General features: G+C 70.6%; 12 protein-coding genes. 5 read left to right on the forward strand and 7 right to left on the reverse strand.

Translation table 11 applies throughout. The features are described from left to right. Positions 1-29: 29 nt before the first annotated feature. From JG540_RS03270 to JG540_RS03285, 4 genes are read left to right on the forward strand one after another with little or no spacing between them, the layout of a single operon-like run. Positions 30-971: an ABC transporter ATP-binding protein gene (locus tag JG540_RS03270; RefSeq protein WP_200277193.1), complete on the forward strand. Its 942-nt coding sequence runs from the start codon at positions 30-32 to the stop codon at positions 969-971. Then, complete coding sequence (locus JG540_RS03275; RefSeq protein WP_200277196.1) at positions 968-1,645, forward strand: ABC transporter permease; 678 nt, start codon at positions 968-970, stop codon at positions 1,643-1,645. The genes JG540_RS03270 and JG540_RS03275 overlap by 4 nt, the downstream gene beginning before the upstream one ends. After that, positions 1,642-2,319, forward strand: coding sequence for an ABC transporter permease (locus JG540_RS03280; protein ID WP_200277199.1), 678 nt, complete (start codon positions 1,642-1,644; stop codon positions 2,317-2,319). Before JG540_RS03275 ends, JG540_RS03280 begins: the two co-directional genes overlap by 4 nt. After that, on the forward strand, positions 2,316-3,272 hold the full coding sequence (locus tag JG540_RS03285; RefSeq protein ID WP_200277202.1) for an ABC transporter substrate-binding protein: 957 nt from the start codon (positions 2,316-2,318) through the stop codon (positions 3,270-3,272). Before JG540_RS03280 ends, JG540_RS03285 begins: the two co-directional genes overlap by 4 nt. 191 nt (positions 3,273-3,463) lie before the next feature. Here JG540_RS03285 and JG540_RS03290 read toward each other — a convergent pair whose 3' ends face one another. The 6 genes from JG540_RS03290 to JG540_RS03315 all read right to left on the reverse strand — a co-directional run bounded on the left by JG540_RS03290 (position 3,464) and on the right by JG540_RS03315 (position 9,980). After that, entirely contained in the window at positions 3,464-4,795 is a 1,332-nt protein-coding gene (locus JG540_RS03290) for an MFS transporter (RefSeq protein WP_200278044.1), read from the reverse strand. 1,117 nt (positions 4,796-5,912) lie between these two features. Next, the gene (locus JG540_RS03295) at positions 5,913-6,716 is read right to left on the reverse strand and encodes a dihydrofolate reductase (protein WP_407648341.1); all 804 of its coding nucleotides are present in this window, start codon (positions 6,714-6,716) and stop codon (positions 5,913-5,915) included. 110 nt (positions 6,717-6,826) lie between these two features. Further along, a complete protein-coding gene (locus JG540_RS03300) occupies positions 6,827-7,684 on the reverse strand; it encodes a thymidylate synthase (RefSeq protein ID WP_200278048.1) in 858 nt (285 codons plus the stop codon). A 343-nt stretch (positions 7,685-8,027) separates the two neighbouring features. Beyond that, on the reverse strand, positions 8,028-8,690 hold the full coding sequence (locus JG540_RS03305) for a hypothetical protein (protein WP_234042886.1): 663 nt from the start codon (positions 8,688-8,690) through the stop codon (positions 8,028-8,030). A 17-nt stretch (positions 8,691-8,707) separates the two neighbouring features. Further along, complete coding sequence (locus tag JG540_RS03310; protein ID WP_200277205.1) at positions 8,708-9,196, reverse strand: OsmC family protein; 489 nt, start codon at positions 9,194-9,196, stop codon at positions 8,708-8,710. Between the two features lie 286 nt (positions 9,197-9,482). Then, the gene (locus tag JG540_RS03315) at positions 9,483-9,980 is read right to left on the reverse strand and encodes a DUF2505 domain-containing protein (RefSeq protein WP_200277208.1); all 498 of its coding nucleotides are present in this window, start codon (positions 9,978-9,980) and stop codon (positions 9,483-9,485) included. An 89-nt stretch (positions 9,981-10,069) separates the two neighbouring features. Between JG540_RS03315 and JG540_RS03320 the strand changes: the two genes are divergently transcribed. Further along, positions 10,070-11,530: a sensor histidine kinase gene (locus tag JG540_RS03320; protein WP_200277211.1), complete on the forward strand. Its 1,461-nt coding sequence runs from the start codon at positions 10,070-10,072 to the stop codon at positions 11,528-11,530. A gap of 223 nt (positions 11,531-11,753) precedes the next feature. On the opposite strand, the gene JG540_RS03325 is transcribed toward JG540_RS03320, so the two are convergent. Continuing rightward, a complete protein-coding gene (locus tag JG540_RS03325; protein WP_200277214.1) occupies positions 11,754-12,002 on the reverse strand; it encodes a WhiB family transcriptional regulator in 249 nt (82 codons plus the stop codon). Positions 12,003-12,250: the final 248 nt, after the last annotated feature.

Here is a 12,250-nt window from a genome sequence, read left to right on the forward strand (position 1 = left end):
CCGCACCAAGGACAGGAGAACCCTCCTTCATGAGCAGCAGTATCGAGTTCGATGCCGTAACCAAGCGCTACCCCGGGGTATCCGCCCCAGCCGTCTCCGGCTTCTCCGCCAGGCTCACCGCTGGCACCACCACGGTGCTCCTGGGATCCTCCGGCTGTGGCAAGACCACGCTTATGCGGATGGTGAACCGCATGGTCGAGCCCACCGGCGGCCGGGTGCTGCTGGACGGGGAGGACGTGCGTGGCCAGGACCCAGTGTGCCTGCGCCGCTCCATCGGCTACGTGCTCCAGAACGCCGGCCTGCTGCCGCACCGGCGCGTGCTGGACAACATCACCCTGGTCCCCCGGCTCAAGGGCGAGGTCCGGGAGGACTGCACGCAGCGGGCCTACGAGCTGCTGGACCTGCTGGGCCTGGACCGGGCCCTGGCCAGCCGCTACCCGCACGAGCTCTCCGGCGGACAGGCCCAGCGCGTCGGCGTCGCCCGCGCCCTGGCGGCAGACCCCGGTGTGCTCCTCATGGACGAGCCCTTCGGGGCGGTGGACCCGCTGGTGCGGCGTGAGCTCCAGACAGAGCTGATCCGGCTGCAGGCGGAGCTGTCCAAGACCATCCTGTTCGTCACGCACGACGTCGGGGAGGCGCTGGCCCTGGGGGACGAGATCTTCCTGCTGCGCAAGGGTGCCCAGGTGGCCCAGCGGGGCACCGGCCCCGAGCTGCTGGCCAACCCGGCGGACGACTTCGTCGCCAGCTTCCTGGGCCTGGACGACGCCGAGCGCCAGCTCAGCCTCCTGGAGATCGCCGGGCAGCGGGTGGTGGCGGACTCCGCGGGCCGTGCCATCGGACGCCTCGCCCCGCAGAGCGGGTCCAGCACGGGGAGCGGGAGAGGCGCGGAGGCCGGGGACGGCGTCGGCAGCACACCTGGCCCCAGCCCCGTCGTGGCGCCTGACGGCGGCCCGGGTGAGGACCACGCATGACCTGGCTCCTGGCCAACCTGCCGACCGTGCGCGGTCTGGTGCTGGCGCACCTGGCCCAGGCGGTGCCCACGATCGCCGCCACCTTCCTGCTGACCCTGCCGCTGGCCCGCCTGGCCCAGCGGGTGCGGATGATCCGGGCCGTGCTGGTGACCGGCTCCTCCCTGCTCTACGCCATCCCCTCCCTGGCGCTGTTCGTGGTGCTGCCCATCATCCTGGGCACAGGTATCCGCTCACCCATCAACGTGGTGGTGGCCACCACCCTGTACGGCCTGGCCCTGCTGGTGCCCACCGCCGTCGCCGCCCTGGACGCCGTGGACCCGGGGGTGCTGGACGCCGCCACCGCCATGGGCATGGGGCGGGCGCGGCGCTTCGTCACCGTGGAGCTGCCGCTGGCTGGACCGGCGATCCTGGCGGGCCTGCGGGTGGTCGCCGTCTCCACCATCTCCCTGACCACCATCGGCGCGGTCCTGGGGGTGCGCAGCCTGGGGCACCTGTTCACTGACGGCTTCCAGCGGGGGATCGTCGGCGAGATCGTCACGGGCATGGTCGCCACCGTGCTGCTGGCGGTGCTGCTGGACGCCCTGGTCGTCGCGGCGGGCTGGGTGGCCCTGCCCTGGACCCGACGTCGTCGCCGGGGGACCGCTGGCGAACAGGCCGCAGGAGGGCAGGCATGAACTACTTAGGTGAAGCCTTCGCGTTCATCCTCGACCCGGCCAACTGGGGCGGGCCTATGGGGATCGGCCGCCTGCTGGGGCAGCACCTGGGCTACTCCCTGCTCGGCGTGCTGCTGGCCTCCGCCCTGGGGGTCCCGTTGGGCTGGTGGGTGGGGCACAGACGCCGTGGACGGGAGCTGGTGGTGGCGGCCTCCGGGGCCGTGCGCGCCCTGCCGACCCTGGGCGTGGTCACCCTCCTGGGGCTGCTGCTCGGTATCGGGCTGAGCGCTCCGCTGCTGGCCTTCGTGGTGCTAGCGCTGCCGAGCGTCCTGGCAGGGGCCTACACCGGGGTGGAGTCCGCTGACCCGGTGGCGGTTGACGGGGCCCGGGCCAGCGGCATGAGCGAGCTGCAGGTGCTTACCCGTGTGGAGGTGCCCCTGGGGGCGCCGCTGCTGGTCGGGGGCCTGCGCTCAGCCACCCTGCAGGTGATCGCCACCGCCACCCTGGCCGCCTACACTGGGGCCGGCGGGCTGGGACGCCTGATGTTCCTGGGGCTCAACACCCAGAACTACGCCATGGTGCTGTCCTCCTCCATGCTGGTCATCGTCCTGGCCCTGCTCTCTGAGACCTGCTACTCCCTGCTGCAACGCGCCGTCAGACCGGCAGGCGCGGCCACCCGGAAGGAACCCGTATGAACACCCGTCTAAGCCGTCGTGCCGTCCTGACCGGGGCCGGGCTGCTCGCCCTGGGCCCGGTGCTCTCCGCCTGCTCCAGCAAGGACCCTTTCGCTACCGGTGACACCGCTGCCACGGCCGGTGCGGGCGCCGGGGGAGGGGCTGGGGCAGGGACGCTGACCGTGGGCAGCTCCCGCTACTTCTCCAACGGGATCATTGCCGAGCTCTTTGCCCAGATGCTGGAGCAGGCAGGGTTCACTGTGCGGCGGGAGTACCAGATCGGCCCGCGTGAGGTGTTCCTGCCGGAGGTCGAGGCGGGCCAGATCGACGTCATGCCGGAGTACGGCGGGAACCTGCTGCAGTACTACGACAAGTCCGGCACGGCCACGGACGCGCAGTCAGTGCACCAGGCCCTGCTCGGCGGTGTGCTGCCCAAGGACCTGACCGTGCTGGACGCTGCCGAGGCGGTGGACCAGGACTCCTACACAGTCACCCGGGCGGTGGCTGAGCAGTACGGCCTCAAGACCCTGGGGGACCTGAGCAAGCTGGGGCGCACGGTCAAGGTGGCGGCCAACGCCGAGTTCGCCAAGCGGCCCTACGGACCCGAGGGCCTGAAGAAGCACTACGAGGTGGACGCCGAGGTCACCCCCGTGGAGGACTCCGGCGGCCCCCTGACCGTCAAGGCCCTGACCGACGGGACCGTGGACGTGGCCAATATCTTCACCACCAGCCCGGCCATCGTGGAGAACGACCTGGTGGCGCTGGAGGACACCAAGGCCATGATCCTGCCCCAGCAGGTCACCCCCCTGGTGAACGTGTCCCTGCCGCTGGCCGCCAGCCAGGCCATCGGGAAGGTGACGGCGGTGCTGACCACCCAGGACCTGCTGGAGATGAACACCCGCTCCACCAAGGAGCAGCTGGACGCCGCCATCATCGCCAAGGACTGGCTCACCGCCAAGGGGCTCCTGGGCTGAGGTGCCAGGCTGCTCGGCCGGATCAGGGGACTGTCGGTCTGATGAGGGGCTGAGTGGTCGGTTAAGGGGCTGAGCCGGTTGGTGGGCTTTCTGTCTGGCGGCTGCTTGGGTGGTCGGTTGGCCGGATCAGGGGGCTTGCTGGCTGGCGGCTGATCCGGATGAAGGGCCGAGCCGACCGGCTCGCTGGCGGGTCAGGGGACGGTGGTGCGCCGTCGTCCCTTGGCCAGGACCGGGCTCCAGGCGACCGCGACGCTCAGCGTCAGCACCACCAGGGCCAGCAGGAAGGGAGCCAGCGGCCACCAGCCGTACAGGGCGGTGGCCAGCACGGGGGCGAAGATCCAGGTAGAGGCACCGGTTGCGTTCAGCACCCCGGCCACCCCGCCCTGCTCCTGCGCGCTCACTGCCAAGGAGCCGCCAGCGGTGAAGCCAGGCCCGACCATTCCCCCACCAAGGCCGACCAGGAAGGTAGCCAGGGCCAGGAACCACAGCTGGCTGGCCACGGTCAGGCAGGCCAGTGCCAGCAGCGCCACCAGGCCCCCGACGCGCACCAGACGGCGCGGCCCCCAGCCCAGGCGCGGCACCATCACCAGCTGGGACAGCATCGCCCCCGCGGCATTGGCCAGCAGCATCACCGCAGTCAGCGGCACAGCCTGCTCCGAGCTGAGCGCCAGGCGGTCCTGCACGATAAAGCCGGTGATGATCTGCACCACGCCCGCGGTGAAGAACATCCCGAAGGCGGACCCGATCCAGGGCAGCACCCGCCGGTCGGTCCAACGGACCTTGGGGGGCAAGGGCGCGGCGGTAGGCGCCTGGAGCGTGGGTGCTGCCACCTGTGGCTGGGGCGCGCCTGCCAGCGTCTGGGACGCGGTCTCCTGCGCCGGGGGCGTGGTCGGCTGCGCTGGTGGGGGAGCGGCAGCCGCCGTCTGCCTGTGCCGGGCCCGCCCCCGGAAACCGGCAGCCTGGGGGCTGATTGCCGGAGAGGCGGCTGCCTGGGGCACGGCGTCGTGCGGGATACCGAACCATCCGACCAGCAAGGCGATCACCACGAACACCGGAGTGGCGTGCACCGGGGCGTAGATCGACCAGGTGCCCAGCAGTGAGGAGACCACCGACCCCACCACGATGGACAGCTGCACCGCCCCCGAGAAGGTGGACATACCCCGCACCCGGGCGGACTCGGTGGCCGTGGCCTGCGCTATCAGAGCCTGGCCGGTGGGTGGGATCGCCGCCACGGCACCACCAAAGAACGGGCCGCGAGCCAGCACTATGGACACCGCGGTCAGCGTGGCTCCCCAGGCCCCGGCGGCCCGCAGCCAGACCGCCGAGGAGAACAGGCAGGCGGCTACCAGGGCCAGGCTCAGGGCCGTGAGCAGCACCCGACGTCGCCCCCAGGAGATGGAGCGCCTACCCCAGAACTGCGACAGCAGGGTCACCGCCAAGGCGGCCAGCGAGACGGCCAGGCCCACCACCCACTCGGGCAGCTGTAGCGCCCGGGCCAGCGGGGCGATGGACACGTTCAGCATGTTCTGGCCGACGTAGGTGAACAGGCACACCACCAGCAGGGCCTTCAGGGTGCGGTTTGAGCTCAGTACCGCCTGCGCCCCGCCCTGTTCCGTCCGCGGCAGGCTGCGGCCCGGGGCTAGGAGGCTCTTTTGGGCCGGGGGCTGACGCTGGGCTGAGTGCTGCTCCTGGTTAGGGGACCGGTGCTGGGAGGGAGGCTGCTTAGCGCTGCCCTGCTCCTGGGCTGGGTGGGGGAGGTGCGGCTGGGCGTTTGGAGGACGATCGGCATCTGGCACGCGAGCACCCTAGCCCCATCCGCCCACCCGCTTCCCTCGCGAGACCGGGACATATGTACCGCGAGACCGGGACATATGGCTCACGAGACCGGTAAGGGTAGCCTTACTTTGAGGGGTGGGATGGGTTGCGTCGGCGCAGATGCTCTGGACGGTGCTGACGACGGTCTGCAAGGTAGCCGGTAGCGACGGTCGGCAGGAGGGTGTGTGATCGTGGTGGAGAGATGGTCGGCGCGGGTGGCTGGCGCTGACCGGGCAGGCTGCGGAAACTATGTTGTGGCGCCCGCCTAGGGAGCAGGTTGGTCAGGGGGCGTATCTCCGGGCCTGGTGGCGCACAGGCGGTGATGTCAGCGGATTGGCGGACTCGTCTTGCACGCATGGGGTGGCGGGCCTGCCAGAGAAGTATTGGAATATCAACGTTCTTGGTTCCCAGACGGTGGGCAGGGATGCGTGAGGTGCGCGCCGACGTCGCCGTTGCATATTTTGCAGGGGTGCAGGCACCAGTCGGGTAACAGCACGCCTTGGGATACTCCCTGCATTTGCAGGAGAAAGTCCCTGTCTCGCCTCTGGTTGTCTCCTGGTCGTGTGCGCAACCAGGATGCGGCCCGACTGCGCGCTTCCTGGAACCATGCTCCCAGGTGCCGTCCTCGCTCGGGCTGCTGCGCCACAGGCCCGGAGCTACTGGATCTACCCCAACCAAGACTGACCGTCTGAGAACTGGTCGCCGCATCTTGCCCTGTGCGACGTCAACCTGTCCTGCCTGAGAGCATCTGCTTCAACGACGCCCGCCGTCGCGGACGATTCAGCCGCGAGACAAGCCCAAGCTATCCACAAACTAAGGGCACCCTTACCGGTCTCGCGAGCCATATGTCCCGGTCTCGCGGGAGAAAGGGTGTTGCCAGTGGTCTACTCGCCAGGCGGCGTCCCCGGACACTGGGCGCCACTGGTCTGCTGGGTCCATCATTGGGCCGGGCAGCCACTGGGTCAGGTCTACCAGCGGCGCCCGCACCACCTGGTGCTCCTCCAAGGCCTCTGCCCTGCGGCTGACGTCCAGGTCCAGCCTGCTCACCAGCAGCTCACCCACCAGCCCGGCCTCCAGGGCCTGCCGGTAGATGCTTCCGCCGCCAATCACCCAGACCCGTGGCAGCTGCCGGTAGGTGCCCTCACGCGGGTCCGCCAGCCCCCGGCCGACGACGCCGCGCACGGCCGTCAGCACCGCCCCCGGTAGGTCGCGCGCCACCTGCACGGAGGTGGCTACAGCAGCGGACACTCCTGCGGGCTTGTCAGCCGGGCTGGTCGTGGCCGCACGCGTTGGCGCACCCGCGCTGGCCTGGTCCTCCTTGCCGTTAACCCTCGGCTGCCAGCCGGGGCGGCGGGAGAGCACGATGTTCAGGCGACCGGGCAGGGGCCTGCCTCCCAGGGAGTCCCAGGTGGTACGCCCCATGATCACCGCCCCTCCTAGCGTGGCCGCCTTGAAGTGGCGGAAGTCAGCCGGGACCCGCCACAGCATCCCGCCGTCGGCACCGAGCAGGCCACCACGGTCCTGCGCCCAGATGGCCCCAACAGCCGCCTGCTCAGAGCGCCCCTCCGGGGCACCTGCAGCCCTTCGCCCTGGGCCAGCCGTCACAGAGCGGTTCAGGCGTAGGCCCACCAACGCCTCCTCAGGGTTGCCGGCTGTCGCACGGTCGGGGTCTGCGCTGGCAGCCGTTCCTTTAGGTCCTGCGCCCGCCTCGGTCCCGGCCCTAGCGCCCAACGGCGCGCTCACACGGCCACCGGGGCCTTGAGCGCCGGGTGGTGCTGGTATCCCTCCGAGGCGTCGATGCCCTCCATGGTGTAGGCGTCGATCGACTCGGCCTGCTCCAGGCGCAGCACCGGGAAGGGGTAGGCGGCGGGCACGCGTGAGAGCTGTTCGCGCACCTGCTCCACGTGGTTGTCGTAGATGTGGCAGTCCCCACCGGTCCAGATGAGCTCGCCCACCTGCAGCCCGGCCTGCTGGGCGAGCATATGCGTCAGCAACGCGTAGGAGGCCAGGTTGAAGGGCACCCCCAGGAACAGGTCGGCGCTGCGCTGGTAGACCTGTAGGCTAAGCTGCCCGTCCACCACGTAGCACTGGAAGAAGGCGTGGCAGGGCGCCAGAGCCATCTGGTCGAGCTCGGAGACGTTCCAGGCGGACACCAGCATGCGTCGCGAGTCCGGGTCACGTCGCAGCGTGTCGATAAGCCCCTTGAGCTGGTCTATCGTCCCGCCGTCGGGGGCCGGCCAGGTACGCCACTGCGCCCCGTAGACCGGCCCGAGCTCGCCGTCGGCGTCGGCCCACTCGTCCCAGATGGTGATGCCGCGCTCCTGCAGCCAGCGCACGTTGGTGCTGCCTTGCAGGAACCACAGGAGCTCTCCCTTGACCGCTTTCATGGCCACGAACTTGGTGGTGACCCGGGGGAAGCCCGCAGTCAGGTCGTAGCGCAGCTGGCGGGCGAACAGCGAGCGCGTGCCGGTGCCGGTGCGGTCCCCCTTGGGCGCCCCTGTGGTGAGGACCTCGGCCAGCAGCTCCTCGTAGGACACGTCGACGCCGTCGGGTGGCACCAGGCCCAGGGAGGCCAGGGCGGGGTACTGCTCATTCATGCTCACGGGTGCCACGCTATCGTGTCTGGCCGTCGCGCTGGACGGCGTCTGCTGGTCGGGAACGGTCTGCTGCTCATCTCCCGACGCCGTAGCCCGCTCCAGGCAGCAGGCGCGGCCGCCTACTGCCTGGGGATAGCCAGGTCTGGTCCTAGGCCGGGAGGCTGGTGCGGGCCTCCCGGGCCGGGCCGTCCAGGCACGGGCTGCTCAGGTGGGGCTGCCCTTTACGCTTGAAGGCGTGCGCGGGCTGCCCAGGCGGGGGCGGAGGGCCAGGAACCGGCTAGGGCCGGTTCAGGGCCCTAGATGAGGCCCACCCTGACTGACCTGCTGGGGCAGCAGCAGGTCCTCAGACGGTGATGACCTCGGGGGTCTCTTCCAGCAGCTTGGCGGGGCCGAGCGCCGCCGTCGTGCCTTCAATGACCTGGTTGGCCAGGGCCCGTCCCCCGCTCCAGCCGATGACGGCCCCGATACCGAAGGGCAGCAGCCGCCCAAGGGCCAGGGCCCCGGCCTTGGCCGCGTGCCGCTTGGCCAGGCGCTTGGCCAGCTGGGTGTTCACGGAGCGGACGGTGGGCAGGGGCATCTGGGCGAGCATCTGCGCGGCCCAGAACAGGGTGGACAGCCCTAGCTGCCCCTGTATGGCCTCCGCCCCCTGCTGCCCCAGCAGCGCGGACAGGACCAGGGCGCGTCGTCGCTCAGGGTCCACCACCCGCAGGCCGTGCAGCTCAGCGACCGTGAGCACGTAGGTGACGGCGGCGGCCAGGAACACGCCGGTCTGCCCGACCGTCAGGGCGGTGGCGGCGCCGGTGCCCACGGCGGGCAGGGCGGCTGAGGCGCCGACGGCCCCCGAGGTGAGCCCGGCGTCACGGCGGAAGCGGCGGGCGGCCATCTCCTCCAGCTCGGCGGTGGTGGCCCAGGGGTGCTCGGCCCGCATCCGGGCCACCCGGTCGCTGACGCGGGTGGCGGGGACGGCCAGGGCCTTGTCCAGCGCGGCCTCAATGTTGGATGCCATCTGTGCTCCTCGGGTACTCAGGCGTCAGGGTCGTCCAGCAGGGCGAAGGTGAAGGGCGTGTCGTGCTCCAGGGTGTGCCCCACGGTGCAGTGGCGGTCGATAGCGCCCTCGACGTGCTCGTTGAGCTGACGCAGCTGCTCTGGGTCCAGGCCGCTCAGCTCGGTGACCAGCTCGACGGCGAAGGAGGCGTAGCGCTCCTCGGTCTCGTGCTTGACCGAGGTGCACACCACGTTGGCGTCGAAGTCTGCCCCTAGGGCGCGGGACAGGCGGTGGTCGGCGGACAGGGAGTTGCAGGTGGCCAGGGCGAGCTTGAGCAGCTCGCCGGGGGAGAACTCGCCGGGCCCCATGCCGATGCGCACGGTGGCGCCACGGTCGTTGCGCCCCAGGTACTGGCGGGTGCCGGTACGCTCCGCCCAGACGGCGTTGGCGGGCAGGGTGCCCTCAGCCGCACGGGGTGCGGGGCTGGTGGTCTGCTGGGTGGGGTTGGTGACCTCGTTGTGGCTCATGGGCAGATCGTGCCATGCGCACTGGCCGGCTTCCACGAACTGCTGTGTAGATCACCGCGGTGGGAGGTGCTGACTGATGGGGGCGGCCTGGTGGGGCCTGTCCGGTGGGCCTATCCGGCGGGGTGCGCTCCGGCGGCGGCGCAGGCTCTCGTCTGACCTGTGGCCCCAGCCTAGGCTGTGGCTCTCGTCTGACCTGTGGCCCCCATCCGCCCCTCAGGTCTCCGCCCGCAGGCCTCGCCCCCACTTAGGTGTCCGCCCGCAGGCCTGCCTTCAGGCCTCCGCCCCCTCAGGCCTTGGCCTGCAGGTAGGCGGCGGCACGGCGCTCCTCGTCACGCACGACGTGCCCGGCCATGCCCACGGCCTTCTCCTCCAGGGACTTGCCCACCAGGGGCACGGTCACCCGCAGGTCCAGGTCCAGCTCCACGGTGGTGCTGCCCTGGCCGGGGAGCATCTTCATGGTGCCGCCGACCTGCACAGGGGCCCCCTTGACGGAGACTGCCAGGTCACCGGTGCGCGCGCCGTCGGCGGCAGGCCCGGACCAGGTCTCGGTCACGGAGAAGGAGACGGCGGAGCGGATCAGCTTGCTGGCGACCGCAGGCAGCCGGGTAGGGGCCACGGCCCCACTGACCTGCGCGCGGAAACCCTCACCGGCGGGAACCACCTGGCAGTCCAGGTTCTCCGGCTTGAGGCGCGCAGTGCGGCCACGCTGGAACTCCGGGTCGGAGAGCATCGCCACCACGGCGTCGACGTCGGCTGGGTAGTTGATCTTCAGGTTGGTCCTCATGGGGACGATCCTGCCATGGTTGCGTGATTCAGGAGAGATGAGGAGAGATGAGGGCCGTGCGGCCCGCACCGGGCCGCTACTCTTTTTTCGTGCCGATCTTTCTGCCTGCTGCCGTCCGTGGGACCGTTGACCTCACCCATGCGGAGACGGAGTGGCTCCACCGGCTGGTCGCCGACTGGCAGCTGATCTCAGACCTGTCGGTCGCTGACCTGGTGCTGTGGGTGCCGTCCCGTTCCCGCCGTTTTATCGCTATCGGCCACTGCCGTCCGTCCACCGGGGCCACCGTCCACCTGGACGACGTCGTGGGCCGTAAGCTGCCAGCCGCCCGGGAGGCCGCCCTGCTGGAGGCGCTGACCACCGGCGAGATCCAGGTGTCCGCGGAGCCTTTCTGGACCGGGCAGGCCTCGGTGCTGGAGGAGTACGTGCCGGTGCGCATGGCGGGTGAGGTGATCGCGGTCATGACCCGGGAGAGCTCGGTGGGAGCGATCCGGGCGGGGCGCCTGATGGACGAGGCGCAGGAGTCCTTGGCTGCGGACCTGTGCCGGATGGTCGCTGAGGGCAGCTTCCCGATCCAGGGGGCGGGCACCACGCTGCGCCACGGGACCCCCCGGGTCTCTGACGGCTTCATCCGCCTGGACGCTGACGGACGGGTCGTCTCCAGCAGCCCCAACGCCACCTCCTGCTTCCACCGGCTCGGGGTGCGGGGGGCCATGGAGGGCCTGCTGCTGGCGGAGGAGGTCACCACGATCATCCCGGAGCGCACCCAGGTCGATGAGACCCTGGCCGTGGTGCTGATGGGGCGGCAGGCCTGGCTCACGGAGGTGGAGGCCGGGGGCGTGTTCCTGGCGGTGCGGGCGGTGCCGCTGAGGAGCGGTGCCCAGCGCTCTGGGGCCCTGCTGCTGGTGCGGGACGTCACGGAGATCCGCCAGCGCGAGCAGGTGCTGCTGAACAAGGACGCCACCATCCGGGAGATTCACCACCGGGTCAAGAACAACCTGCAGACGGTCTCGGCCCTGCTGCGGATGCAGGGGCGCCGGGCCACGAACGAGGAGACCCGGGAGGCGCTGGCTGAGGCGGAGCGGCGGGTGGCGACCATCGCCACGGTGCACCAGGCGCTGAGCCAGAACGTGAACGAGCAGGTGGACTTTGACGAGGTCTTTGGGCAGGTCCTGCGGATGGCGGCCTCCGTGGCCACTCCCACCGGCCAGGTCGCCACCAGCATTGAGGGGTCCTTCGGCACGATCGACGCCGACACGGCGCAGGCCCTGGCCACGGTGCTGGCCGAGCTGGTCACGAACGCCGTGGAGCACGGCTTCTCGGGCCGGGACGGTAAGGTGACGGTGCGGGCCCAGCGGGAGGCGGACGGCCAGCTGGTGGTGCACGTGATCGACGACGGCGAAGGGGTGCAGGCGGGCAGGATCATGACCGGCCTGGGCACCCAGATAGTCAAGACGCTGGTGCGGGGGGAGCTGCGCGGCACCATCGACTGGCTCCCGGCAGAGGGTGGCGGCACCGACGTCGTGATCCGGGCCCGGCTCAAGGCCCAGTGAGAGCCAGCCGGTCAGCGGGACCGGTAGCGACCTGTTTAAGGTGTCGCAGACGGCTTAACGCCGTGGCCACGGTGCTGGAGCGCTAGCTGGCGGTCTCAGGTGCTGGCTGCCGGGCCGGTGGTGGAGGATAGCGACGACGGGGTAGTGTCGGCTGTCAGGGCCGTTCAGGGGCCTGGAGCGGTCTCAGGGGCCTGGAGCGGTCTCAGGGGCTGGGGGCGTCGCCTCAGGAGGAGCGGCGGGCGCGGGCGGCACGGCGCTTGAGGGAGCGGCGCTCGTCCTCGCTCATGCCGCCCCAGACGCCAGCGTCCTGCCCGTTCTCCAGGGCCCACTTCAGGCAGGTCTCGGCCACCTCGCAGGTGGCGCACACGGCCTTGGCCTGGGTGATCTGGGCGATGGCCGGGCCGGTGTTACCGATCGGGAAGAAGATCTCGGGGTCGACGTTGAGACATGCTGCCTTGCTACGCCAGTCCATGGGAATCCCTTCGGGTCGGTTCTTCAGGAATCGCTGCCACGAGAACGGCTTGGGGTGGGCGTCTCGGGCGCGTCGGGACAACTTTCACACGCGCTCACAGGCTTAACAAGACTCCAGGGCTGAGACCTGCGACCAACCCCCGGTGGTGCTGGTCACAGCAGATGGGGCGGCTGTTCCTCTGGCTGGGGCTATTCCCTGGGACGCTTGGGACAAGTCGGTGCGGGCTGGTTCCGGGGCGGGTGCGGTCC

This window comes from Actinomyces weissii, assembly GCF_016598775.1.
In the GTDB taxonomy this organism is placed as follows: domain Bacteria; phylum Actinomycetota; class Actinomycetes; order Actinomycetales; family Actinomycetaceae; genus Actinomyces; species Actinomyces weissii.